At 56.4% G+C, this 22,474-nt stretch carries 28 protein-coding genes; 19 read left to right on the forward strand and 9 right to left on the reverse strand.

Annotated elements, in window-relative coordinates:
- The first annotated feature begins 101 nt into the window (after positions 1-101).
- From K328_RS0102510 to flaF (K328_RS0102525), 5 genes are all read left to right on the forward strand, one after another.
- Positions 102-518, forward strand: a complete 417-nt coding sequence (locus tag K328_RS0102510; RefSeq protein ID WP_028464615.1) for a flagellar biosynthesis repressor FlbT — start codon at positions 102-104, stop codon at positions 516-518.
- The gene (gene flaF, locus K328_RS22270) at positions 518-955 is read left to right on the forward strand and encodes a flagellar biosynthesis regulator FlaF (protein WP_051284347.1); all 438 of its coding nucleotides are present in this window, start codon (positions 518-520) and stop codon (positions 953-955) included. The genes K328_RS0102510 and flaF (K328_RS22270) overlap by 1 nt, the downstream gene beginning before the upstream one ends.
- A 302-nt stretch (positions 956-1,257) precedes the next feature.
- Positions 1,258-1,533 carry a glycosyltransferase family protein gene (locus K328_RS26565; RefSeq protein ID WP_156901153.1) on the forward strand — a complete coding sequence of 92 codons (276 nt, stop codon included), beginning with the start codon at positions 1,258-1,260 and terminating at the stop codon, positions 1,531-1,533.
- Positions 1,534-1,766: 233 nt separating this feature from the next.
- Complete coding sequence (locus K328_RS0102520; RefSeq protein WP_205620569.1) at positions 1,767-2,699, forward strand: flagellin; 933 nt, start codon at positions 1,767-1,769, stop codon at positions 2,697-2,699.
- Positions 2,700-2,732: 33 nt separating this feature from the next.
- Positions 2,733-3,107: a flagellar biosynthesis regulator FlaF gene (flaF, locus tag K328_RS0102525; RefSeq protein ID WP_036553071.1), complete on the forward strand. Its 375-nt coding sequence runs from the start codon at positions 2,733-2,735 to the stop codon at positions 3,105-3,107.
- A 29-nt stretch (positions 3,108-3,136) separates the two neighbouring features.
- Here the strand turns inward: flaF (K328_RS0102525) and K328_RS0102530 are convergent, their stop codons facing one another.
- Positions 3,137-4,876, reverse strand: a complete 1,740-nt coding sequence (locus K328_RS0102530) for a tetratricopeptide repeat protein (RefSeq protein WP_084608056.1) — start codon at positions 4,874-4,876, stop codon at positions 3,137-3,139.
- Between the two features lie 132 nt (positions 4,877-5,008).
- On the opposite strand from K328_RS0102530, the gene flgK reads away from it, so the two are divergent.
- From flgK to K328_RS0102555, 4 genes are all read left to right on the forward strand, one after another.
- A complete protein-coding gene (flgK, locus tag K328_RS0102540; protein WP_028464620.1) occupies positions 5,009-6,481 on the forward strand; it encodes a flagellar hook-associated protein FlgK in 1,473 nt (490 codons plus the stop codon).
- Between the two features lie 14 nt (positions 6,482-6,495).
- Entirely contained in the window at positions 6,496-7,500 is a 1,005-nt protein-coding gene (locus K328_RS0102545; protein WP_028464621.1) for a flagellin N-terminal helical domain-containing protein, read from the forward strand.
- 176 nt (positions 7,501-7,676) lie between these two features.
- Positions 7,677-8,066, forward strand: coding sequence for a hypothetical protein (locus K328_RS0102550; protein ID WP_028464622.1), 390 nt, complete (start codon positions 7,677-7,679; stop codon positions 8,064-8,066).
- A gap of 239 nt (positions 8,067-8,305) precedes the next feature.
- The gene (locus tag K328_RS0102555) at positions 8,306-9,235 is read left to right on the forward strand and encodes a tetratricopeptide repeat protein (RefSeq protein ID WP_169721161.1); all 930 of its coding nucleotides are present in this window, start codon (positions 8,306-8,308) and stop codon (positions 9,233-9,235) included.
- A 55-nt stretch (positions 9,236-9,290) separates the two neighbouring features.
- On the opposite strand, the gene K328_RS0102560 is transcribed toward K328_RS0102555, so the two are convergent.
- From K328_RS0102560 to K328_RS0102570, 3 genes are read right to left on the reverse strand one after another with little or no spacing between them, the layout of a single operon-like run.
- On the reverse strand, positions 9,291-9,737 hold the full coding sequence (locus K328_RS0102560; protein WP_028464624.1) for a flagellar protein FlgN: 447 nt from the start codon (positions 9,735-9,737) through the stop codon (positions 9,291-9,293).
- A 1-nt stretch (position 9,738) separates the two neighbouring features.
- Positions 9,739-10,077, reverse strand: a complete 339-nt coding sequence (locus K328_RS0102565; RefSeq protein WP_028464625.1) for a rod-binding protein — start codon at positions 10,075-10,077, stop codon at positions 9,739-9,741.
- A gap of 9 nt (positions 10,078-10,086) precedes the next feature.
- The gene (locus K328_RS0102570) at positions 10,087-11,244 is read right to left on the reverse strand and encodes a flagellar basal body P-ring protein FlgI (protein ID WP_028464626.1); all 1,158 of its coding nucleotides are present in this window, start codon (positions 11,242-11,244) and stop codon (positions 10,087-10,089) included.
- A 223-nt stretch (positions 11,245-11,467) separates the two neighbouring features.
- Here K328_RS0102570 and K328_RS0102575 point away from each other — a divergent pair, with 223 nt between their 5' ends.
- Together K328_RS0102575 and dksA are read left to right on the forward strand one after the other, a co-directional pair.
- A complete protein-coding gene (locus tag K328_RS0102575) occupies positions 11,468-11,890 on the forward strand; it encodes a flagellar assembly protein FliX (protein WP_028464627.1) in 423 nt (140 codons plus the stop codon).
- A gap of 176 nt (positions 11,891-12,066) precedes the next feature.
- Positions 12,067-12,483: an RNA polymerase-binding protein DksA gene (dksA, locus tag K328_RS0102580; RefSeq protein ID WP_028464628.1), complete on the forward strand. Its 417-nt coding sequence runs from the start codon at positions 12,067-12,069 to the stop codon at positions 12,481-12,483.
- A 152-nt stretch (positions 12,484-12,635) separates the two neighbouring features.
- On the opposite strand, the gene flgH is transcribed toward dksA, so the two are convergent.
- The 4 genes from flgH to flgF are packed head-to-tail and all read right to left on the reverse strand — an operon-like array spanning position 12,636 to position 15,982.
- The gene (flgH, locus tag K328_RS0102585; protein ID WP_036553073.1) at positions 12,636-13,400 is read right to left on the reverse strand and encodes a flagellar basal body L-ring protein FlgH; all 765 of its coding nucleotides are present in this window, start codon (positions 13,398-13,400) and stop codon (positions 12,636-12,638) included.
- 25 nt (positions 13,401-13,425) lie between these two features.
- Positions 13,426-14,412, reverse strand: a complete 987-nt coding sequence (gene flgA, locus K328_RS0102590) for a flagellar basal body P-ring formation chaperone FlgA (protein WP_028464630.1) — start codon at positions 14,410-14,412, stop codon at positions 13,426-13,428.
- A gap of 34 nt (positions 14,413-14,446) precedes the next feature.
- Complete coding sequence (gene flgG / locus K328_RS0102595) at positions 14,447-15,232, reverse strand: flagellar basal-body rod protein FlgG (RefSeq protein ID WP_028464631.1); 786 nt, start codon at positions 15,230-15,232, stop codon at positions 14,447-14,449.
- A 24-nt stretch (positions 15,233-15,256) separates the two neighbouring features.
- Positions 15,257-15,982 (reverse strand): flagellar basal-body rod protein FlgF, encoded by a 726-nt coding sequence (gene flgF / locus K328_RS0102600; protein WP_028464632.1) that lies wholly within the window; start codon positions 15,980-15,982, stop codon positions 15,257-15,259.
- A gap of 449 nt (positions 15,983-16,431) precedes the next feature.
- On the opposite strand from flgF, the gene K328_RS0102605 reads away from it, so the two are divergent.
- The 8 genes from K328_RS0102605 to K328_RS0102640 all read left to right on the forward strand — a co-directional run bounded on the left by K328_RS0102605 (position 16,432) and on the right by K328_RS0102640 (position 21,907).
- Positions 16,432-16,971, forward strand: coding sequence for a flagellar basal body-associated FliL family protein (locus tag K328_RS0102605; protein ID WP_028464633.1), 540 nt, complete (start codon positions 16,432-16,434; stop codon positions 16,969-16,971).
- 9 nt (positions 16,972-16,980) lie between these two features.
- Positions 16,981-18,021, forward strand: a complete 1,041-nt coding sequence (gene fliM / locus K328_RS0102610; RefSeq protein ID WP_028464634.1) for a flagellar motor switch protein FliM — start codon at positions 16,981-16,983, stop codon at positions 18,019-18,021.
- Between the two features lie 9 nt (positions 18,022-18,030).
- Positions 18,031-18,582, forward strand: coding sequence for a DUF6468 domain-containing protein (locus K328_RS25520; protein ID WP_051284353.1), 552 nt, complete (start codon positions 18,031-18,033; stop codon positions 18,580-18,582).
- Complete coding sequence (locus K328_RS0102620) at positions 18,582-19,445, forward strand: MotE family protein (protein ID WP_051284355.1); 864 nt, start codon at positions 18,582-18,584, stop codon at positions 19,443-19,445. The genes K328_RS25520 and K328_RS0102620 overlap by 1 nt, the downstream gene beginning before the upstream one ends.
- Positions 19,446-19,634: 189 nt before the next feature.
- On the forward strand, positions 19,635-20,024 hold the full coding sequence (locus tag K328_RS0102625; RefSeq protein ID WP_028464636.1) for a response regulator: 390 nt from the start codon (positions 19,635-19,637) through the stop codon (positions 20,022-20,024).
- A 45-nt stretch (positions 20,025-20,069) separates the two neighbouring features.
- The gene (locus K328_RS22280) at positions 20,070-20,540 is read left to right on the forward strand and encodes a protein phosphatase CheZ (protein ID WP_051284356.1); all 471 of its coding nucleotides are present in this window, start codon (positions 20,070-20,072) and stop codon (positions 20,538-20,540) included.
- A 3-nt stretch (positions 20,541-20,543) separates the two neighbouring features.
- The gene (locus K328_RS0102635) at positions 20,544-21,188 is read left to right on the forward strand and encodes a hypothetical protein (RefSeq protein WP_028464637.1); all 645 of its coding nucleotides are present in this window, start codon (positions 20,544-20,546) and stop codon (positions 21,186-21,188) included.
- 8 nt (positions 21,189-21,196) lie between these two features.
- The gene (locus K328_RS0102640) at positions 21,197-21,907 is read left to right on the forward strand and encodes an OmpA/MotB family protein (RefSeq protein ID WP_169721162.1); all 711 of its coding nucleotides are present in this window, start codon (positions 21,197-21,199) and stop codon (positions 21,905-21,907) included.
- Positions 21,908-22,255: 348 nt separating this feature from the next.
- On the opposite strand, the gene K328_RS26570 is transcribed toward K328_RS0102640, so the two are convergent.
- Positions 22,256-22,474 carry a hypothetical protein gene (locus K328_RS26570; protein WP_036553075.1) on the reverse strand — a complete coding sequence of 73 codons (219 nt, stop codon included), beginning with the start codon at positions 22,472-22,474 and terminating at the stop codon, positions 22,256-22,258.

A 22,474-nucleotide genomic window follows, 5' to 3' on the forward strand; every position in this document is an offset into this window, starting at 1 on the left:
ATCCTCATCGATATCCTTAACGGTGTGAGGAAGCGCATTTTCCGAATTGCTGATTTAGTGTTATGGATATGTAATCAAGTCGGTTGCGCAGGTTCTGTAGAATGCCTTTAAAAATCAATGTGAAGCCGGGTGAAAAGTTTGTCGTTAACGGCGCTGTTATGGTGGCCGGCAAAAAAGGCGCGTCTCTGGTGCTCCAGAACGAGGCGACTATCCTTCTCGGCAAAGACATCATGCAGGAGGAGGATGCAACCTCGCCGGCAAAACGGATCTACTTTACCATTTTGTTAATGTATCTGGATCACGATGACCCCGATCAATATCGTGGCATGTTCCTTGAGTTGGTTGAGAGCTTTCTAGAAGCGACAACGTTCAAAGAAGTGCGGATGACGCTTTTGAATCTGGTTCAGGATGTGAACGAAAAGCGCTTCTACAGAGCTTTGAAAACCTGTAAAGCCCTCATTGCTTATGAGGCTGAAATTTTCAAGATTGGCGCGCCAGAAGTGGCTGGGAGTAATTAATGTCCGGCATTGACGCCTATAAAAAAACAATCACGCAAACTGCGACGTCGCGCGATACCGAGTATCGCCTTCTGGCGCAAGTTACAGCTGAATTGATCAAAGCCGTTGAGAATAAAAAAGGGGCGGCCAATGATCCAACCAAGATGGCCCAGGTTGCTACCGCGCTGAACTGGAACAAGCAGGTATGGGACGTATTCGTCGAAGACTGCGGCACGGCTGGTAACCAGTTGCCCCGGGATCTGCGCGCCGCAATTGTCAGTCTCGGTATATGGGTAACAAAAGAGACCGCAATAGCTCTGGAAGGTGAGGGGGATCTAGATTCTCTTGTTGCCGTGAATAGAGACATTATGAAGGGCCTCAAGCCGTCCCAGTCGACTGAAAATCAGACGAATCTCAAGCCGTCCGGTGCTGTGGGTTCTATTCTGGACCAAGCCTAAACCAAGCCGTTACGGACTACCGTCGTAAACGATAGACTTGGAACGGCCATAGGGCCGGACAACGAGCACCATTTCTTTCAAAGCTGCTTGAAAAGCCTTTCAGTGCTCATTGAACAGACGTTTTTTCCGAGATGGAATCCGAGCTTCGTGAACTGTGCTCTCTATTTCCGGATCCCTCACAAAACTTGATTTCTTTAACCTTTGCCTTCCCAACCGGGCCCGGATTGGGAGGCTTCCGCAATCAGCTTTATTGATGTGTGGAGGATATGGTAATGGCGCTCGGCACCCGCACGGCGAACTAGGTGAGCCTTATCTACAATCTTCAGCCTGGTGAATTGGATGCAGTGCGGGAACTCCCTGACTGTGTCATTTATGATCCTGAAGATATTGATCAGAAAAACGAGCTGGATCGTGTTGCAGTAATACTTTCTGCCTTGGGTGCAGGCGTTTCCGTGGATACCGCCATCTCCCCGTTAGCGGCCTCAATCGGCACACCGACTATCCAGCTTGGGTGGAGCCATCTCCTTTTAAGTGACGCTTATGATGCCATACTTGGCTCCTGTCATCCGATGGCCTGAAATATTGAACGTTTCGACATGAATGTATCTTTGTCCAGAGCGGCAAAAGCATTGCCGAAGACCCTCAAGGTTTTCAGTCACGGTAAATAGTGTCCGGATGCAGCTGCAAAAAATGCCGATCCGACGCCTACTATGCGGCTGAGTATAGGCTGTAAGTTACCTTATTTAATAAAAAATCATTAAATATCAGATAATTAGAGTTCCATCTCTGGTTGGCCCGACTATTGCGACATATGGGCCAAGACAGTGGTTCGTCGCTGTTACAGCCCGGCAAAAAAGACCACGTCCAAGAAATGGACTGGGAGCTGAAGGGCGGAGGCGACGCGAAGAGAGAAGGAACACTGGTAATGGTTAGCAATTCAATTCTGACGAACCCGGAGGCTTTGGTCGCGCTTCGTAATCTCGAGCGCACCAACTCCCTCTTGGCGCAGACACAGGACCGGGTCTCGACCGGTCTGAAGGTGACTGGTGCCGAGGATGACGCCTCGAACTTTGCCATTGCGCAGGGGATCCGGGGAGACTTGCGAGCCTTAAGTGCAATTCAGCAGGGGTTGAACAATACCAAGGGCATCGCCCAGGTCGCTCTCGCTGGTACAACCTCTATTTCGGATCTGCTCGCGGATGTCCGGCAGAAGCTGACGGAACTTTCGAACGAAGGTATTACGACGCAGCAGCGCAGCATTCTGCAGGACGATTTCAACGAGTTGGTTTCCCAGGCACGCAACTTTGTCGCTAACGCAGTGTTCAATGGGGTGAATGTTCTCAATACATCCACAGCGGTGAATACGCTGTCGAACCTGAACAATGACACTATTACCCTGCGGGCCCGAGACCTGCTGACTGAAATCAACTCGCTTGGCGGCGCTACTCTGGCGTCAGCGACCAATGCGCAGAGCGTTTTGACGTTTCAGTATTCCAATCTGGAATCGACGATCAACATCGCGCTCGGTCAGCTTGGTGCCGATACAAGGGCATTGAATTTCCAGACAGAGTTTCTGACCGAGGTCAGCGATGCGACGGAAGAGGGGCTCGGAAACATCGTTGATGCCGATCTTGCCCGTGAGTCTGCGCAACTTACCGCTTTGCAGGTGCGACAGCAGCTCGGCATCCAGGTTCTTAGTGTGGCCAACAACGCGCCGCAGGTCCTTTTGGGTCTGTTCCAGTAAGCAACGGATCTGTAGTTCTTGGAGGATCGTAAAATGCGTCGGGGTTATGCCGCATATTCGAAAGTTCAAACCAAGACAGAGAGCCCTCAGCAGATCGAGTATCGCTTGCTCGGGCAGGTGACTAGCGCCTTGCGCAAGGCGCAGGAAGATACGGCCACGCTACAGGACAAGTTGAATGCGGCTCTGTGGAACGGGAAGGTCTGGGACGCTTTTCTCTGCGATCTGTCCGAACCGGGGAACACATTGCCGGATCAGCTCAAGAACAGCTTGATACAGCTTGCCCGCTGGGTTGCCCAGGAAACCGATCTTGTTATCGAGGGTAAGGCCGAATTGAACGCGATGATCAACGTGAACCGTCAGATCATGGAAGGGCTTCAGGACCAGTTCCGGCTTGCTGAGGCCAGTTAACGGACCATTCTCGTGCCAATAAAACTCCACTAGCCGCTGCTTGACAGCATCCGGATCAGATGAGGGACTGCCTCATCTATCAGAGCTGGCCAAGAGCGGTCGCCTGTTTTTACGAGGCTGCATTCCCCAGGAAACCAAGGGTCCCTCTCGGCACCGAAGAAAATGGCACCGCACTGGGAATGAAGTCCGATCGACGGTGTACCCACCGCACCCGCTATCATCAGTACGGATGTGTTTGGCGATATAACCAGATCGAGGGCGGCAATCATTGCCGCCACCCTGTCCAGTTCCTCTCTCTGGTCAATCCCCGACGGGATATACAATTGCCGGCCGGAAGTAGCCTGGATGGCCTCTGTTTCAGAGTCTGAAGCGTCATACTGAAGGCAGACGGGCAGGAACTCAGCCGCTTCCAGTAACGGAACGATATCTTTCAGCTCTGGGTAATTGTGCCGGGCTCCGGCCCTGCGCATACCGCTGCGCCAGCTTATGCCGACAGCAGGCCTGCTTCCGGTTGCGCGAAAACGGTCTTTCCAATGCGCCGTTTCAGTGGCGTCCGGTTCGAGATATCCGGCTTGATCGGGAAAAGCTTCGACAGATGGGCGGACAACGGATTGCAAGTCGGCGAGCATCATGTACCGACCAATGCCATGTTCTTGGACAAGCGGTCGGTATTGGGCCGTTGGCGGGTCGGTGTCCGAGCGCTGGACTTTCTCGACGACCGTCAGGCCTGGAAAAGAGCGCGCGAAGAGCGCTGTCAGGCGTTTGTCAGATTCCAGAATGACAGGGCCGCGGAAGCGTTTTTGTATGTCCGGGATGCAGGAGGCAAAGCGGATCTCGTCTCCGATGCCCTGCTCGTGGCAGATCAATAAGACTTGCCCGTCCCTGCATGGCTCACCGTCCCATTCTTCAGGTAACCCTTGGCGGATGATCAGAATTTCCGGCTTCAGATGGCGCCAGAAATTTCGGGCCTGCCCACGTTCGATTTCGCCGGCGCTCAGCAAGGCGTCTGTCAACCCGTGTTGTAAGCCCGTATTCCCTGGCTCCAGCACGCACGCGCGCGTGGCGCTTTTGACGCCGTCCCGCATGCGGCCGACTCTTCGTTCAAGCAGTTGCAGGTTGTTCAGCGCCTGCGGCGCTCCCGGGGTCATGAGCAAGGATTTACGGTAGGACATAATTGCCGTGCTTGCCTTGAAGGCATCGAAGAAAGCCCGGGCTTCCTGAAAATAATATTCCGGAGTTGGCGTCGAAGATTTGCTGAAGGACTGCAAGGCTGACAACGCTTCCTCCGGCAGCTCCAGATCATTGAGCACTGCAGCATAAGACATCTTCCAACTTGCTTCCTCCGAACGCAGAGCCATTGCTTTTTCGAGGGATGTACGTGCGTTGGAAGGATCGCCGCGGAGCCGCTCGGCTTCGGCGATATTCCGCCAGGCTTCCGGATGATCGGGCGCGACGACCAATGCGTGTCGCAACTGTGCCCACGCGTCGTCTGGATCGTCGCCAGACAGGAAGACGCAAGCAAACCGATTGATGCAGTTGGCGTCGCCTGGGGCAAGCAAGAGGGAACGGCGAAAGCAATCGATAGCCTTTGCAGTAGCGCCGGACTGAAAAAGAGCCAGCCCATAAAAATGCCAGAAGTGGCTCAGATCCTGCAGTTGAGGGGCTGCGGTTTCATAGAGGGGCACGGCCTCTCCGATCCGGCCCGCGTTATGTATCGCGAGGGCGTTCTGGAGGGTCTGGATCGCAGCAGCTCGGGAAAGAGACAACATTCGCCGATGCTGCACTAACGGCGGTATATCGGAAAGTCTTTCTGTTAGCGTCCTGAAATTCAAGCTGGCCCGGTTCTTGCTTTCATACTTTCGAGGCACTTTGCCTATGAGACTTCGGAGGTGATAGCCACCATGTCAATTAACAGCGCTCTTATTGCGGCAACATCCGGTCTGTCGGCAGCTCAGGCTCGAATCGATGTGGTGTCCCAAAACGTGGCGAATGCTGCGAACGAGACATATACGCGGAAATCGCAGGAGCTCCAGACCCGGATCATCGGTGGTCAGGCGCAGGGTGTTGATCTCGGCGTGGTAGTGCGTACGGTAAATGAAGGCTTGCAGAAAGATATTCGTTCCCAGCAAGCAACCGTTTCCGAGCTAACTGTTCTGGATAGTTTTCTTGAGCGTATGGTCGAGTCTTTCGGCCGTCCAGGCGACGACGACTCTATCTCCTCCAAGATTACTGATCTGAAGGAAAAACTTCAGGCCCTGTCGATTGCTCCGGAGCTTGGAGCGAACCAGGCTGAAGTCCTGCGTGCCGCGGAAAGCGTAGCGGCCGAGTTCCAGCAGCTCTCGCAGACCATCAGCAACCTTCGGAAAGAAGCAGATCGGCAGATCGCGGACACAGTGGATCTGGTGAACACGGCACTGACGAATATCGAAACGCTCAACGATTCTATTGCAACGCGCAAAGTACAGGGTCTGACCACAGCCGATCTTGAGGATAGCCGCGATCAGTTTGTTGAAGAATTATCGCAATATATGAACATCAACGTGATCGAGCGTTCGAACGGCGAGTTGACCATTCTGACCGGCGACAGCCGGCTGATGCTCGATGATACAAAGTTCCCGCTGACTTTCGTGGAAACGTCTATTTTCACGGCGACTACGGTTGGCCAGCCCTTGCGGCTGGAGGACGGCCTCCCTGGCATTGCTACGAACCCGGACATCTCTTCCGAGATTTCCGGTAAGGATGGCGAACTCGCCGGACTTCTTCGGGTGCGCGATACACTGCTGGTCGAAGCCCAGGATCAGCTGGACACACTGGCGCACGAGCTGGCGAACGATCTGGATACCTTCACGATCAACGGCACGGTTGCGGTGGTTAACTTGTTCGTTGATGGCGGTGGCGCGGTTCCGGCTGACGCTCTGGGTAACGAGCAGGGCTTCGCGGAAGTTATCCAGGTTAATGCCCTGGTGACCGGCACGCCTTCATTCCTTGTTACCGGCGATACCGGAAACGGAGCGAACACATATGTTGCCATCGGCTCCGGTGACCATCGTGTCGCAAATGCCATGCTCGATGTGTTCCAGAATACGCAGACTTTCGTTGCTGGCTTCGGTCTGACTGCCAATAACAGCATTGAAGGTTTTGCCGCTGAGATGGTTGGCTTTCAAGCTAACCAGCATGCGACCTTTGAAAGCCAGCTGACATTCGAAACCAACTTTCGCGACACTCTGATACAGACTTATCGGGACGAGAGCGGGGTCAATACGGATGAAGAGCTCGCCAAACTTATCGAGCTTGAGGCCGCTTTTGCGGCCTCTGCGCGTGTCTTGCAGACTGTCCAGCAGTCGCTTGACGAACTCGTTAACATTATACGTTAGGAAGGAGTGAGACGATGCGTGTCGCCACCCTGACAATGTCACTACGGGCGCAGAATACCGTTCTGAACCTTCAGAACCAGTTTTCACGTGCGCAAGAGCAGGTCTCGACCGGGAAGATCTCACAGATTTACAGCGGTCTGAGAGGCGACGATGCGCGTGTCTCAATTCAATTGCGTGAGGAAATTCAAACTAAAGAGGCTTACGTTAACACCATCGAGCAGGTGCGAACGCGGACCAAGATCATGGAAGCGGCACTGAACGGTATACAGGATCTTGCAGAGCAAATGCGGGTTGAACTTATCAACCAGCAGGAGGGCAAGTTCGACGATACGGCTCCGGTGTTGAAGCAGTTTGCGGATTCCGCCATTGACCAGCTTGTAAGCCTTCTGAACACCCAATCCGAGGGGCGATATCTCTTCAACGGAACGGATGTTTCGACGGCGCCTGTGGATGATGCAGCAACTCTTAAAACGGCCGCTTATGCCGCTATTCCTGCGCTCGCCGTTGGCAACTCTGCGGCAGTGATCGCGGCGTCGGCCACTCATTTCGGAACCGATGCTAACTGGAATAATGTTGCCGGTATTGTACCAGGCCAGACAAAGCCGTTTGCATTTGATGCGGCGGAAGGTGTGCGCCTGGAATTTGGCGAGCTCGCTAATGACAACTCAACCTTCGAGGAGCTCTTTGAAGTATTCTCTATCTTCGCGGATGTTGATTTCGCTGCCGGTCTTGACAACGATTTTCGCGCCCTGGTTGATGACGGTTTGACGCGGGTTGAGGCAGCGGCCGATGCGATCGGCCTGATGGTTGCGTCGGTTGGAACGACCCAGGCAAGAATAACGGACATTGAGGCGCAGCATAAGGACGATAATACACTGCTGTCGAACCAGCTTGATGGCGTTGAAAATGTTGATCCTTTTGAAGCTGCAGCGGAGTTTCAGCTGCTTCAGGGGCAGCTCCAGGCAGCCTATCAGACAACCGCATCGCTGCGGCAGCTCTCGCTCGCTAATTACATTTAGATTGAGTGGGAATTCTCTGTGAACTAGTTGTAATATATGGAGTTATTTTTGCCTGGTGCATTTCCCTAAAATGAATAATTAAACGTGAATGACTCGACATTCTTTTTGTAGGGTGTTATATACATTCCAAGTTGCCGATAAAAGGCAGGTTACTTTACTCCAGAATGGAGATGGTCATGGTCGAAATCCTCTCCGGGGCGACCACCACGCAATCTGTTGCGAAAACCGTCCCGTCGCCGTCGCTGCAGGCGCCGGTTTCCGATTCTGCCAGCGCCCCCAAAAAATCATCCTCCGATTTCTACCTGAGTCCGGTCATCAGGTTTGATCCGGAAGCTCTGGCTGTGATTTTTGAGCTTCGTGATAGCCGCTCAGGCGAGGTGACGAAACAGTTTCCGCCAGAGCGTGTCGTGCGTGAACTTCAGAAAAGCGCGGGTCTCGTGCAGGAACCTGTTGAGGCTTCGGAGAAGACACCCGGCGCCGGCGGGGAATCAGAGGCGAGCGCTGTGGAGAATAGCGAGTCGTCTGCAAATGCTGGAGCGGATCAGGAAGTTGACGTTCTGATCTGAGTCGGGGCAGCGGCATTGATTGAGCGCTGCTATGAATCTTGTGCGGGTTAGGAATTAAAGGGCGAGGGACATAGGTCCGGCGCCCTTGTTTTATGTCAGGGCCGCAATTTTCTGGATAGATGCTGAGTAATTGACGTAAGGGGAGGTTCCTAAAATTCCCCTATAGATCCAACTATGTTACGAATTGATAGATACGAATTTATAGAATGGATTTGAGTATTTCGATGGAGGGTTCCAGCGTGAGTGATGAAGACGCGATCAATGAGCTGCTGAAGCGCGGTATCAGCCATCATGAAGCCGACGAAGTCGTTGAGGCGCGCAACATCTATATCGAGATCCTCGAACGGGATCCGCAGAATCATAAGGCTCTGGATCTTGCCGGTTTGCTCTGCATGCAGTGCGATGAGCTTGATGCTGCCGCGGATTTCTTCAGCTCTGCCATAGAGCTTGACCCTGAATCGGGCCGCTATCTTTGCCACGCAGGCACTCTTGAATTGCATCGGGGTCATTTAGAGACGGCAACCGAGCTGTTGAAGAAGGCGATTGCCAAGGATCCTGAAATCAGTGAGGCGTTTTTGTCTCTTGCTCTGGTTTATCGAGCCGAGCAAAAAATCGGCGATGCGATTGCCGTGATCGAAAACGGTCTTTCCCATGACCCGGACAACAGTCGGCTTTTGACCTGGCGCGGTGTTCTCGAGATTGATCGGGATGACCTTCCGAGTGCCGGCGAGTTCCTGCATCAAGCGATCAATGCTGACAATGAGAATATCGAAGCGATGGTTACGCTCGGCAACGTCATGATGGAGCTTGATGAACTTGACATCGCGGAGCGCTGCTACGTTTCGGTTAAGGAGCGTGTACCGCAAGATCTAGGGACACGTTGCCGTTTATCCGTTCTGCTTAAACGTTTGGGGAAGCGCGACGAAGCAGTCACTGAACTGGAGGCGGCGTTCGCCCAGGCACCTGCGGAAAGCGACAGCTTCACTGAAATGGCATTGTTGTTTGAATCTCTCGGAAACGACGATGACGCCATCGTTGCAGCTGAACGGGCGGTTGCGCTCGATGCCGGCAATGCGGCAAGTTTTGAACTGCTCGCGCGCCTTCACGGTAAGGCTGGAAACGAGGAAGCGGCAAAAGATGCCGAGGACCGGGCGTCTGCCCTTTCCTGACGGCTCGCCCGGTTTACAGGAAGCTCATTGAGCGCGGCCTGCGAGCGCTCTTCAATTACAGGCTTTTGCTGACGGCTACCATCGGTTGGGCTAGGGGCGCGTAGGCTGCGTAGCCCGTGCGGGTCTTCCCAAAAGTTGGCGCTTCGGCATCGATACCGCGCTGCTTGCGTACCGATTCCATGATCAGTGACACAACCCGTTCTGCAGCATCGTGGCTGGAGCGAAGCGCCAGCATGTTGTCCGATAGAGTACAGCGGAAGCGCTGATAAAGTTCCCGCAACTCTGTCCGGTCGTCATCGGGCACATCATCCAGCACTTCCGGGTGCGCACGCACCTCTGTCTGGTGTTTGTCGAAGGCGAGGGACAGCTGGCGTTTTCGGGCCTGGAGCTTGTCCAGCGTCTTGAATTCGCGTTTTTTCAACAGCGCGGTTTCTTCATTCAAGAGCTTCATCAGCCCAATCATGCTCTCGCGGAATGCCTCGACGATGGAATAATCAGGCATCTCAACGTACCTCCTGCAACGAGATCAACTGGCGTTCGATGTTATCGGCAAGTCCGATGCCGCCAGTGCCGGCCATTTGCTTGCCATACTCATCGACCAGCAGATCGCGGTAGATGTTCTCGGCCTGGCCACCGCCGAACATCGGGTTGCTTTCCATTCCCTTGAACATGTGGCCGAGCATCTGGCTGATGAAGATGCCTTCGAACTCCTCGGCCGCCTGTCGGATTTCCGTCTTGTCACTGCCAGCTGCCTGAAGTTTCTGCACTGCTGCGGTTGTGCGGGCGCTCTGCGCTTGGGCGCTGGCGGCGGCGGAGTCGGTGAGGGATGTGGTCTGCATCATTCGGCTCCCTTAAAGAACTTCAATTTCGGCTTGCAGGGCGCCTGCGGCCTTGATGGCTTGCAGGATAGAGATCAGATCGCGTGGCCCAATACCAAGTGCATTCAGCCCGTCTACCAATTCCTGGAGCGTCACGCTCTGGGCGAGTACGGAGAGCTGCTTGTCCTCATCCTGATCGATCTCGATCTGGGTCCGCGGGACGGTGACGGTTTCACCGGTCTGCGCGAACGGCTGGGGTTGCGATACCTGCGGCGTTTCCGTGATCCGGATCGTCAGGTTGCCCTGGGCGATAGCGACCGTGCTGATCCGGACATTCTCGCCCATCACGATGATGCCCGTCGTCTCGTTGATCACCACCTTGGCGGCAATGTCCGGGGTTACGCGCAGCTGCTCCACGTCCGTGATGAGGGCGACGGCGTTGCCGCGGTAATTCTCAGGAACGATCATACGGACCGAGGCGAGATCGTTCGCCTGGGAGATCGGCAAGCCGATAAAGGCGTTGATGGCCTGCGAGATCCGCCGTGCCGTTGTGAAATCCGGGTTTTTGAGCGCGATGGTGACGGTTTCCATGGACGCCATGGAGAAAGCGATTTCCCGTTCGATGATTGCACCGTTGGCGATCCGGCCATTGGTCGGTACGCCCTGGACAACGCTCTGTCCGTCACCAGCGGCAGAAATTGCCCCGGTTGCCACGGGACCTTGGGCCACGGCATAGACCTCTCCATCTGCGCCGACCAGTGGGGTCACCAGCAAAGTGCCGCCCAACAGGTCCTCGGCATCGCCGATGGCGGAAATGGAGACGTCAATGCGGCTGCCCTGCTTGGAGAACGGGGGGAGGGTCGCGGTCACCATAACGGCGGCGACATTGTCGGTGTCGAGGTTGTCGTCGCGGGCATTGACGCCGAGACGCTCCAGCATGCCGACCAGACTTTCCCGGGTGAAGATCGCGCTATCGAGTGCATCGCCGGTGCCGTTCAGGCCAACCACGAGGCCATAGCCGACGAGGATGTTTTCCCGGACGCCTTCGAAATCGACGATGTCTTTGATGCGAGTCTGGCCATACGCGTGCTGCGTCGGCGCGGCGATCATCAGCGCCGCCATGGCCAGAAGGCCTAGGAGCGAGCTTGTAAAAAGCGATGAGCGGGTCTGTTTGTTTTCTTGCGGCCGCATCTCTATCGGTTCCTCGTGTTCTCTTGGAGTCGTCTCTCGGACCCCAGTCGACGAAGGTTATGCGAATACCATGCCAGTTATTCCGTCAGTATGATCAGTGGCTTCAGTCACCTCCGTTCCTGAGCTTTCCAGACGTTGAATAGGCTGAAAATCGTAAGGCTTTATTCGCTATGAAGGTGTCTTGCCGATAGTGTATGACTCCGGAATAGGTAGGACTTGCACTATGAAAATAGATCCATCACGCCGTGTCAGTACCCCCGCCACCCGAAAAACCTCAAAGTCGGGCAGCGCAGGGGGGACACAATTTTCCGGTCTTCTCGACGGAGCTCAGGAAAGTACGTCCGCGCAGGGGTCCGGTCCCGCTATGTCGGTCGACGGGCTGCTGGCCGTTCAGGAAACAAATCCGGATGGACGCGGCCGGGGAAAGCAGGGGGCTGAGCGCGGAGAAGATCTGTTGGTCCGGCTGGAACGGATTCGCGACGGCCTTCTTATGGGAGCCATCCCAGAATCCGAATTGCGGGCTCTCGCGACCAGTATCACGACAACGCGTGAGCGGAAATTTACCGATCCCCGCCTAGGTGAGATACTGGATGAAATCGAGCTTCGGGCACGGGTCGAACTCGCAAAACTTGGCGCTTTTTTGTGAGTTTCAGGTTTGCTTTCAAAATTGTTATTTAATTTCAATTATTTGTGCGCATGAAAAGTGATGCGATCCATCTGCAATCAGAGGGTTGAAACCGAGTGGGCCCCGGACATATACTCCGGCCGCTCGAAAAGGGCAGAAATCTTGCCTTTCATTGGCCTTTGTCTTGGAGGACCGGGATGAGCGTCACTTTGCCGCCCGACTATTCGCCGTCGGAAGACGAAGATTTTATGAATTCAAAGCAGCAGGAATATTTCCGCCAGAAGCTGCTTAAGTGGCGTGCTGAGCTTCTGCATGAAGCGAACGAGACGCTGAGCCACTTGACCCAGGAAAATCTGCAGAAACCGGATATGGCTGATCGCGCCTCTCTGGAAACTGACCAACAGATCGAACTGCGGACCCGTGATCGTGAGCGCAAGCTGATCAGCAAAATCGATGCGGCGCTGCATCGGATCGAGGACGGCAGTTACGGGTATTGTGAGGAGACGGATGAGCCGATCGGCTTGCGTCGTCTTCAAGCTCGGCCGATCGCGACCTTGAGCCTCGAAGCCCAGGAGCGGCATGAGCGCCTTGAGCGGACACACCGCGACGACTGACCCCGATATATCTAAATGAATAAAGAAAAGGCCGTTCCTCAGGGAGCGGCCTTTTTGAGTCTGGATGAAATCATCGCGATGAGGGCCGCATGCGGCCAGAACAACTCCGGGCGGTAAATCTTACCGCCCGGAGTTGTTGGATCATGAGGGGATCAGAAGGGCATCAGGATTTCGAGCGCTTGAGCACCGTAGCGCTGCTGCTGCAGGTCGGAGATCTGGCCGCGGCCTCCATAGGCAATGCGGGCTTCCGCCATCTCGTCATAGCTGACGGTATTCTCGGAAGTGATGTCCGCCGCGCGGATCACGCCACCGACGACGATCTCGCGAACTTCCATATTCACCCGAACTTCCTGGCGCCCGAAGAGAACCATATTGCCGTTTGGCAGCTGCTGCGTCACCACGGCGGCGACACGCAGGTTGATGGTCTCGTTCCGGTCGATCCGGCCGCGGCCGTCATTGGCCAGGGATGAATTCAGATCCACAAGGCCGGCGCCCGTCGTTCCCTCGGCGAAGACATCGCTCAGCAGGGATTGCGCTCCGAACAGGCCATTTACATTGAGGCCGTCGGTATGGGTGCGGTCGTGCCGGGTGCGGTTGTCGATTGCGGCGTCGTCTGCGATTTCAACGACAACGGTGATGATGTCCCCGACCTGGCTGGCGCGCTGATCCTCGAAAAAGGCGCGGGAGCCTTCCACCCAGAGAGAATTGGCCTGCCGAGTTGCGGTGACCGGTGCCGGCATCGGCATCGAGACCGGGCGGTAGTTTTCCGCCTGGGTCGGGTTCTGGATCTCCGAGAGCTCCGGCGTTTTGCCGATGTCGGCAAGGCGTTGGAAGAGGTTGCAGGCGCTGACGGACATTCCGATCAGGGCAACAGCGGTGATGCGGGAGAGCAGAGCGGGGAGGGACTTGTTTTTCATTGTTCCGGTTCCTTGAAAGGAGTGCCTAGTTCATCGCAAGACGCGGGCCGGCGACGGAGACGATGCCGGATTGGGTGACCGAACCGACAACTGTCTTGCCGCTGGAAAGGTTCTTCACGCGGATCGTGTCCTTGCGCGCGCCGCTCTCAAGGGCCTGACCGCGCAATGTCAGCGTCATGAAAGAGGTTCTGAAGATCAGGGTCACCAGATCACCCTTGTGGATCAGCTCAATCGGCTTCACATCGGTTCGCCGGATCACGCGGCCGGCGGTAATCGGCCGGCGGGCGCTCATGCCGACAAGCTGGTCGGCAGAAGTTACCGTGTTGTAGCTGCTGCGTCGGGCACGCATTTCCGTCCAGACGATGTCGCTGGCATGGATCGTCTCGCCGGGCGCGGCATGCCGGCTCAGCACCGGAACCTCGATAACCGGATAAACTTCACCCTGTGCCTGAGCGCGGACACTCTTGCCGTTACCGATCGGCACGGAGACCGAGGCTGCGAAGCGTCGGTTCTGGCTGTTGTAGTCGATGGTATCGACCGAGATTTCCGGCGGCATATCTGCCGGGATCATCATTGTCAGTCGACGGTTGGTCAGTTCGACATCGATGTTGTCGGCGACATAGTCCCGTTGCAGCCGTTCTGCGATGGCCTCCCGGATCAACTGCAGCGGTACCGCGCGTCCTTCGCGCTGGACGGCGACACGTATCCGATTGTGCGGAGGTGTCCAGTCCAGGTCGTGGATGGAAGCCAGTTTCTGCAGCGTGCGCAGGCGGACCACCATGTTTTCGCCAGGGGGCGGGGCATCGCCGACGCGGGCGTCCTTTCCGGCCGGCAGGCCTAAGAAAAGATCGCTCAGCATCAGCGTGTCCCGGTCGAGCATGACGGTCTCATTTGCAAAGAGCGGCACGCCCTTGGTCTCGCTCGCTGTCGCCGTCTGCGGGATGCCGAGGGCAATCCCGAAGAGCGCGGCGGCCGTGATGAGCTTCAGTGGCTTCAGCATTTTGCGTGTCATGTCGTTACTCCCTGGTTTCCGGGGTCAGGCCGCGTTAGCGAACCTGATTGACCGTGGCCATCATCTGATCCGAGGTCTCGATGACCTTCGAATTCAACTCGTAGGCGCGCTGGGCCGTGATCAGGTCGGTGATTTCCTGCACCGGATCCACGTTCGAGGATTCGATGTAGCCCTGGAAAAGGCCGCCGAAGCCGTCCGTTTCCGGGTTGGCCGTGCTCGGCGCGCCGGAAGCTTCGGTTTCGAGAAGCAGGTTGTTACCGGCATGTTCGAGACCGGCATCGTTCTGGAAGGTCGCCAGCTGGATTTGGCCGACATTTGATTCTGCCGTCTGGCCGTCCAGCTTCACCAGAACCTGGCCGGACTGGTTGATGGTCACGCCGACTGCGCCGGCCGGAACTGTGATGCCCGGCTGGACGGTGTAGCCATCCGCGGTCACCAGCTCACCCGTCTGGCTCACCTGGAAGGAGCCGTCACGGGTATAAGCCGTTTCGCCGTCCGGAAGCTGGACCTGAAAGTAGCCGTTGCCGCGGATCGCCAGATCGAACTGGTTGTCGGTGAGGATCAGCGATCCCTGCTCGTTCACACGATAGGTCGCTGCCGTGCGGACACCGACACCGAGCTGGATGCCCGAGGGAACAATCGTGCCCGCATCCGAGGAGTTGGAGCCAACCCGCCGCAGATCTTGATACAGCAGATCCTGGAACTGGGCCCGGTGTCTCTTGAAGGCGGTGGTGTTCATGTTGGCGATGTTGTTCGAAATAACCTCGACGTTGGTCTGCTGAGCCAGCATGCCGGTGGAGGCGATGTTTAGTGACTGCATGGTTTTCTTCCTTCTTCCGGCAAATTAGGCGGCTGTGGCGGTGCCGAGTTTACGGACCGAGGTGCGAAGTCTTTCGGCTTCCTGATCCAGCATGTTCTTCACGGCTTCATAGCTGCGCTGAATGTCGATCAGTCTGGTCAGTTCGGAGATGGCGGAGACGTTAGAAGTCTCGAGGTGACCCTGGAGCATCTTGGAGCGCTCGGGGGGGCGGGGTTGTTCGGTCGTCTCGAAGGTACTGCCGCCGCGCTTCTGCATGCGCGGCAGGTCGTCGAATTCGACGACTTTCAGGATTCCGAGCACTTCCGGCCCGGCGCTGATGGTACCATCCGGCGAAATCTCGATCTTGCGACCGTCCTGCGGGATAAAAATCGGGTTGTCGTCCGTATCCATGACCAGCTCACCGTTACCGGTGATCAGCTGGTTGTCCGGACTGAGCTTGAAGTTGCCGTTCCGGGTGTACATTTGCTCCCGGCCGTTATCGACCGTGAAGAACCCAGGGCCTTCTATGGCGACATCGAACGTGTTCTGCGTCGGCTGAAGTGTGCCGGGCTGATGGATGACGATGGTTCCGTGGTCGATCACGAAGTCCAGCTTCTCGTCCATCTTGGTGTCGGTTTCATAAGGCGAGTAGAGAGCGATTTCCCGCTTGAAGGCGGTTGTGCTTGAGTTCGCGATGTTGTTGGCGACCAAAGACAGTTCGCGCCGGAGGGCGGATTGCCGGGAGAGCCCGATATAGATCGCATTTTCCATGACGATAATTCCCAACCAGTGTCCAAATCGCCGCGTTCTACGGCCGTTGCCGAGGAATAAGCAGGTTTCGTGCCAGTTATTAAGTCAGGGAAAATCAACAGGTTAAATATCGGGCCAGCGGCTCTGGATCGCGTCGCTCGGCAAGTCGCGCCGGGATGGAAGCTTTTGCCGGGCGGTGTTCCAGAGCTGATCTGGGCCTTGCTTGAATGGACCTCAAGTCTCCGATATGCGCGTCTTTAGAGACTGGGTGCGCTCATTTCGCGAAGTTTATGATAAATATGGAGAATTGGCGCATTATATGCTTTACTCTTTAGGTGTGTCTGGGTTTCCCGATGCTTGGGGCTGCATGCACTGTTTGGATCGCGCCCCGATCGGGTCAGGCTGGTTACGCTTTGCTATATTCAGCCAGGTGCTGGCTGTTTTAATGGGCTTGGAACAGGACGGAACGCATGGCCGAGGAAGGCGAAGTCGTTGAGGACAGCGGTGAAGCGGGTGAGGAAGAAGCCAGTCGAAAGCTAAGCCCCAAAAAAATCATCCTGTTCGTCTTGCTGCCGCTGCTGCTCCTGGTTGGAGCGGGCGCGGGCGCGGCGATCATGCTTGGTATGCTGGGCGGCGAGGAGCCTCCTCCCGAAGTCGCGGCAGGAGCGGAGCCTCAGGAGGTGGTGGAAGAAAAAACCTCTGCCCAGGCAATCTTCTTCGAAGTTCCCGACCTCATCGTCAATTTGAATACGAACAGCCGCAAAACGGCATTCCTGAAGATTAAAATCGCGTTGGAAGTCAGCGATCCAGCCGATGTGGATGTCGTTAATCAGAACTTGCCGCGTATCGTTGACAACTTTCAGGTATATTTACGTGAACTCCGCGTGGACGACCTGCAAGGGTCTGCTGGCATGTATCGTCTGCGTGAGGAACTGCTCCGCCGTGTGAACCTGGCTGTTCGCCCGGCGCGGGTGAAAGATGTACTATTTAAGGAAATGCTGGTTCAGTGAGGAATTCGCATGGCCGATGATGATCTCGCCGCCGAATGGGAGGCGATGGGTGAAGACGACGAGGACGATGATGTTGGTGGCGGCAGTGGTACTGGCGCCCGGGTTCTAAACCAGGACGAAATCGATTCTCTGCTTGGTTTTGACGAGGGTGCCGGCGGTGATGGCGATACCTCGGGTATCCAGGCCATCGTCAATTCGGCTCTCGTCTCATACGAACGTCTTCCGATGCTTGAGGTCGTGTTTGACCGCCTCGTCCGGATGATGTCGACAAGCCTGCGTAACTTTACGTCCGACAACGTCGAGGTCTCACTCGACAACATCACCTCTATCCGTTTCGGTGATTATCTGAACTCGATCCCGCTACCGGCGATGTTGAGCGTGTTCAAGGCGGAGGAATGGGATAACTACGGCCTGCTCGTCGTCGATTCGGCGTTGATCTATTCCATCGTTGACGTTCTTCTTGGTGGTCGCAGGGGTACGGCAGCAATGCGTATTGAAGGCCGTCCATACACCACGATCGAACGTAATCTGGTGGAACGCATGGTCACGGTCGTACTGAGCGATCTGTCCGCTGCTTTCGACCCGTTGAGCCCGGTGACATTCCGCTTCGATCGTCTGGAAACGAACCCGCGATTCGCCACCATTGCGCGGCCTGCGAACGCAGCGGTGTTGGCGCGGCTCCGTATAGACATGGAAGATCGCGGCGGGCGTCTCGAACTGATGCTTCCCTACGCCACACTGGAGCCGGTCCGTGAGCTGCTGCTGCAGATGTTCATGGGCGAGAAATTCGGCCGTGACTCTATCTGGGAAACTCACCTGGCGAATGAGCTTTGGGCAACGGATATCGAGCTTGAAGCGGTACTGGACCAAGTTGTCCTGTCGCTGAACGATGTCTTGAACTGGAAGCCGGGCACGAAGCTGCAGCTGAACGCCAGCCCGAAATCGACGATCGACATGCGATGCGGCGAGGTCCCGCTCTTTATCGGCGGGATGGGGCAGCGCAACGGCAACATCGCGGTGAAGATCAAGCAGAAGCTGCGAAAGATGTAGGCGGACCGCATGTCAGAAACGATGCTGCCCCTGATCCTTGATGGCCTTCTGGTCGTACTTTTGCTGGCGACCATCGTCTACGCGATGATCCTGAACCGTAAGCTCAATCGTCTGCGCGGCAATCACGATGAGATGGAAGTCTTTGTCGATAAACTGAACGTCGCATGCGCGCGGGCGGAATCGGCAACTGCGGGCCTGCGCAATGCAGGGGAGAACGGCAAGGCGGTCTTCAGGGAAGCGGCGTCCAAGGCTGAAGCGCTGCGCGATGAGCTTGCTTTCCTGGTCGAGCGTGCCGATATCGTGGCTGGGCGCCTTGCAACTGCGAGTGAAGGCACCAAAATCGTTTCGAAGGAAGCTCAGGGTCAGGTTGCTGCGGCAAAGCCCGACCCGGTCAGAAAGCCGGGATCGAAGCGTCCTGCTCCGGCGGCCCGCCGTGCGCAGGAAGCCGGACGATCGCAGGAGCAGGCAAGGTCCGGGCGGGCGACGTCAGCCGATGACGCCGGGGCCCCTCGTTCGGAAGCTGAGGAAGAGTTGCTGAAAGCACTGAGGAACGCACGCTGATGGCATATGACAGGCAGGGACGGAAAGCCACGGTAAAGCCGGAAGATGCCGGGCAGACGGCGACGCCGAATGCCGCGCGTGTTCAGGGCGGACAAGCCGTTAAAGGCAAAGCACCCGCGCGGCGTGCGGCGGGGAAGAAATCGCCAACTGCCGGGGATCATCGTCAGGCGGGTATTCCGCGCAAGCAGACCAAGCGCTCAGGCGCTTTTATCCGCGTTCTTCCTGTCGTGGTTGTCGTTTCCATGTTCCTCATGGGGGTCAAGGTTGTCGGCATCTGGGATGTTTTGGAGAACGGGAAGTCGCCGGTCAGCGTTGCCGCCTTCGCCGAGGCGGACAGCCCGGCTCCGACGTCACGACAAGCGGGAAGTGCCGCTGAGCCAGAGCAGCTGGCGCAGGCAACCGAGCCTGCGAAAAGCAGCGATGGAGACAAACCGCTCGATCCCGTGCTCTTCACGCGCTCCGAAATTGAGCTGCTGCAGGATCTGTCGAAGCGGCGCAAGGAGCTGGACGCCCGGGAGCAGACCGTTATCCAGAAAGAGGGTTTGCTGACGGCCGCTGAAGACAGAATCGACAAGAAGATTGTCGAGCTTCAGAAGGTCCGGACGGAAATCGAAGGGCTGATCAAGACCTACGACGAGCAGGAAGAAAAAGAGATCAAGAGCCTCGTGCAGATTTACGAGAAAATGAAGCCAAAGGATGCCGCGCGGATCTTCGATGAGCTGGACATGAGCATTCTGCTGCGGGTTTTCGACCGGATGAAGGCATCAAAGTCCGCGTCCGTACTCGCTAATATGCGCCCGCAAAAAGCGAAGGAAGTGACTTCGCGAATCGCCGAGCGGCGGACCATCCCCAATACCAACTGATTTTATCCCGCGGATTGTGCGCTCGAGAACGCATAGCTAGACTTTGCTTGCCGGGGACCTGCTATTCGCAGTATTCCATCGGTATATCAGGCATTAACGACCTTTTAATAGGATCGCTGTTAGTGTCTGGGCGTTGGTTAATTGAAAGCCGGACTGGATCCGGCCCTGAATGAAAATGGAGAGGTGCCGATGGCTGTCGACAAGGGCATGAGGGTTCTCATTGTCGATGATTACAAGACAATGTTGCGTATTATTCGGAACCTTCTTAAGCAGCTTGGTTTCAACAATGTAGACGAAGCGAGCGATGGCAGTGCTGCCTTGCAGATGCTGCGTCGCGGCGACGAATACGGTCTTGTGATTTCCGACTGGAATATGGAGCCGATGACAGGGCTCCAGCTGCTCAAGGAAGTACGGGCAGACTCCAAACTGAAAAGCACGCCGTTCATCATGGTTACTGCCGAGAGCAAGACTGAGAACGTTGTGGCTGCAAAGCAGGCCGGTGTGAACAATTACATTGTGAAGCCGTTCAACGCAGAGACGCTGAAGACGAAGATGACCGCGGTTATCGGAGCTTTTTGATAGCTGTTGCTCTCTTGGGCCGGTTACAGCGCGGGGTAGTTGTCTATGACTGAGAACGGAATCCGCGAGGATCTGTTACCGGAAGCAGCGCGGGAACTTGACGCAATGGCCTCGGTTGCCGAAGAGGCAGCCGAGCGAATCCTGACGGCCGTCGAGAAGATCGACGAGTTGCGGGAAGGCATGCCGGAAGCGGTTTCCGAGGCCGTTGGCGAAGCAATTATCGAGATTTTCGAGGCTTGCGGTTTCCAGGATTTAACAGGCCAGAGAGTGGGCCGGATCCACAAGACCCTGAACGGTGTTGCGGATCGGGTCGAAGCTGTAATGGCCCATACGGGGCACGGTCACGGCGGCGCTTCATCCGGGGCGAAAAGAAATCGTGACAAACACCCGGAAAATGTAGAAGAATCAGGTAGTGAACCGTTCTCAGAAGAGGGTTTGTTGAACGGTCCTCAGCTGCCTTCCGATGCGAAGACCCAGGAAGAAATTGATGCGCTGATGGACCAACTCAACAAGTAGTCTATGGCCCAAGGCGAAGACAAGGCGCGTGGTGCAAGCCAGCTCGGCAGCTTGCCGCTGTTTCTGAGTCTGTTTTTGCTCCTTCTCGCGTTCTTCATTTTTCTCAACTCAATCTCCACCCGTCAGTCGGGCAAGAGCGAACACGTCATCGACAGTGTGCGTTCGAGCTTTGCATCTGTGCTGCGGGGCGGAACTGGCGCGGGCGTATTCGAAGGCGAACCCGGTAAAGCCGACGAAAAAGGACTGCGGGACGATTTTCTCGAAGCGTTCGATCCGCTGCTCAGCGAGACCCAGATCCGTCTGGAGCGGCCGGGTAACCCGTTTTACATAGATTTCCAATCCGGACGCCTGTTCGAGGGTGACCGGGTCGATCCAATCTTTGATTTCCGCGATTTCTCAAAACGCGTCTCCGCTGTTCTCGCGTCAAAAACTGCACGCGATGGAGCTGAAATCCGGTTCTGGTTCAACGTTCCCGCACCCGGGAACGAAATGCTGCTGGCGCGACAGAGAGCGGCCCGGCTGGCTGAGATCATGATCGCATCGGGGACCCCCCGCGCAAACGTATCCATCGGATTCCGTGAGTTGCCGCGGCCCGATACCGTCCGTATTGCCGTCCATCTCGGTGCTGAAGGGCAGGGGGCTCGATGAGAGGGAGGGTGGCACGGCGCGGGAGTCGCGAACGGAATCAGGGTGGCACCTGGATGGTGACCTTTGTCGATCTGGTATCACTTTTGCTCGCGTTTTTCGTGCTGCTGTTCTCGATGACCTCTCCGGATGCACCGCAATGGGAATCCTTCACCGCGTCCCTTCGGTCCACGTTCTCGTCCGAGTCGGTAAAACGATCACGCGAAGCACTGATGCCGGAAAGCGTTGAGGCCGAGGATCCGGGGCGGGGTTTCGATCTCGGCTATCTGCGACGGCTTCTTGAAGTGACCATGTCCCGCAATGCCATTCTGCAGAACGCGACGATTACGGCGCAGAACGGGCGGCTCGTCCTGTCCATGGCAAGCGACGTGTTTTTCCAGCCAGGGGCAGCAACCATGCGGGCTTCCGGCGAGGAAGCGCTTTTCGATCTTGCCGTTGCCTTGACCCAGATCGACAACCGGATCGACATTGTGGGGCATACGGATCCCCGGCCGTTCACATCGGCGTCCGGATCTTTCCGCTCGAACTGGGACCTGTCGCTTGCCCGGGCACTCTCTGTTGCCGACACGCTTCAGCGCTTCGGTTATCGTAAGCCGGTTGAAGTCAGAGGTGCTGCTGACGGGAAATTCGGAGAAATCGACAGATCATTGCCGCTCGAAGATCGATATCGCAGGGCTCGGCGCGTAGATCTCGTGATTTATCACGAGAGGGACCGACGATGAGCATGCGGCAGCTCACATGCGAGGAGCGAGGGCGAATCACATCGGCTGGAGCCGCGGTGCGGTCTGCCGCGATCCGGACCATAGCCGTGCTATGCTTGGTGCTCGTCACATTGGCTTCGGCCGGGGCGCAGACCGTTGGTATTTCAAGCGGAAGTGCGAACGGCGTCGATAGCCTGCGATTCGACTGGCCAGCTCGGGTCGGTTACGAGGCTCAAAAGTTCGGCAACACTCTGGCGATCGTGTTCAATCGCCCGGTCGTAGCCGATTTCGGCCCGGTGGCAAACGGTGTCGGGAATTTCATCTCCGGGGTCAGCCTCGATAGCGATAACCGAACGGTGCTGATCGATCTCACAGGCAATCCGCGGTTCCGCTCAAGTCGAGTCGGGACATCGGTTGTCCTGGAGTTTTTTGATCGTAATGCTCCGGCACCGGCTGCTGCCGCGGCGCCAGCTCCGGCTCCGGCTGCGAGAGCTGCTGCCGCTCCTGCTTCGCCTGCTCGGACACCCGCGCCCGCAGCGGCTCCAGCCCCGGCAAAGAGTGCTCCGCCAGCGGCGGGTCCGAGGCCAC

It is taken from the genome of Nisaea denitrificans DSM 18348, from assembly GCF_000426505.1.
In the GTDB taxonomy this organism is placed as follows: domain Bacteria; phylum Pseudomonadota; class Alphaproteobacteria; order Thalassobaculales; family Thalassobaculaceae; genus Nisaea; species Nisaea denitrificans.

What these genes read in the sequence shown, in the direction of transcription:
- K328_RS0102510 (WP_028464615.1), top strand. Translation starts at nt 102, where the DNA reads ATGCCTTTAAAAATCAATGTGAAGCCGGGTGAAAAGTTTGTCGTTAAC.
- flaF (WP_051284347.1), top strand. Translation starts at nt 518, where the DNA reads ATGTCCGGCATTGACGCCTATAAAAAAACAATCACGCAAACTGCGACG.
- K328_RS0102520 (WP_205620569.1), top strand. Translation starts at nt 1,767, where the DNA reads ATGGGCCAAGACAGTGGTTCGTCGCTGTTACAGCCCGGCAAAAAAGAC.
- flaF (WP_036553071.1), top strand. Translation starts at nt 2,733, where the DNA reads ATGCGTCGGGGTTATGCCGCATATTCGAAAGTTCAAACCAAGACAGAG.
- K328_RS0102530 (WP_084608056.1), bottom strand. Translation starts at nt 4,876, where the DNA reads ATGTTGTCTCTTTCCCGAGCTGCTGCGATCCAGACCCTCCAGAACGCC.
- flgK (WP_028464620.1), top strand. Translation starts at nt 5,009, where the DNA reads ATGTCAATTAACAGCGCTCTTATTGCGGCAACATCCGGTCTGTCGGCA.
- K328_RS0102545 (WP_028464621.1), top strand. Translation starts at nt 6,496, where the DNA reads ATGCGTGTCGCCACCCTGACAATGTCACTACGGGCGCAGAATACCGTT.
- K328_RS0102550 (WP_028464622.1), top strand. Translation starts at nt 7,677, where the DNA reads ATGGTCGAAATCCTCTCCGGGGCGACCACCACGCAATCTGTTGCGAAA.
- K328_RS0102560 (WP_028464624.1), bottom strand. Translation starts at nt 9,737, where the DNA reads ATGCCTGATTATTCCATCGTCGAGGCATTCCGCGAGAGCATGATTGGG.
- K328_RS0102565 (WP_028464625.1), bottom strand. Translation starts at nt 10,077, where the DNA reads ATGATGCAGACCACATCCCTCACCGACTCCGCCGCCGCCAGCGCCCAA.
- K328_RS0102570 (WP_028464626.1), bottom strand. Translation starts at nt 11,244, where the DNA reads ATGCGGCCGCAAGAAAACAAACAGACCCGCTCATCGCTTTTTACAAGC.
- K328_RS0102575 (WP_028464627.1), top strand. Translation starts at nt 11,468, where the DNA reads ATGAAAATAGATCCATCACGCCGTGTCAGTACCCCCGCCACCCGAAAA.
- dksA (WP_028464628.1), top strand. Translation starts at nt 12,067, where the DNA reads ATGAGCGTCACTTTGCCGCCCGACTATTCGCCGTCGGAAGACGAAGAT.
- flgH (WP_036553073.1), bottom strand. Translation starts at nt 13,400, where the DNA reads ATGAAAAACAAGTCCCTCCCCGCTCTGCTCTCCCGCATCACCGCTGTT.
- flgA (WP_028464630.1), bottom strand. Translation starts at nt 14,412, where the DNA reads ATGACACGCAAAATGCTGAAGCCACTGAAGCTCATCACGGCCGCCGCG.
- flgG (WP_028464631.1), bottom strand. Translation starts at nt 15,232, where the DNA reads ATGCAGTCACTAAACATCGCCTCCACCGGCATGCTGGCTCAGCAGACC.
- flgF (WP_028464632.1), bottom strand. Translation starts at nt 15,982, where the DNA reads ATGGAAAATGCGATCTATATCGGGCTCTCCCGGCAATCCGCCCTCCGG.
- K328_RS0102605 (WP_028464633.1), top strand. Translation starts at nt 16,432, where the DNA reads ATGGCCGAGGAAGGCGAAGTCGTTGAGGACAGCGGTGAAGCGGGTGAG.
- fliM (WP_028464634.1), top strand. Translation starts at nt 16,981, where the DNA reads ATGGCCGATGATGATCTCGCCGCCGAATGGGAGGCGATGGGTGAAGAC.
- K328_RS25520 (WP_051284353.1), top strand. Translation starts at nt 18,031, where the DNA reads ATGTCAGAAACGATGCTGCCCCTGATCCTTGATGGCCTTCTGGTCGTA.
- K328_RS0102620 (WP_051284355.1), top strand. Translation starts at nt 18,582, where the DNA reads ATGGCATATGACAGGCAGGGACGGAAAGCCACGGTAAAGCCGGAAGAT.
- K328_RS0102625 (WP_028464636.1), top strand. Translation starts at nt 19,635, where the DNA reads ATGGCTGTCGACAAGGGCATGAGGGTTCTCATTGTCGATGATTACAAG.
- K328_RS22280 (WP_051284356.1), top strand. Translation starts at nt 20,070, where the DNA reads ATGACTGAGAACGGAATCCGCGAGGATCTGTTACCGGAAGCAGCGCGG.
- K328_RS0102635 (WP_028464637.1), top strand. Translation starts at nt 20,544, where the DNA reads ATGGCCCAAGGCGAAGACAAGGCGCGTGGTGCAAGCCAGCTCGGCAGC.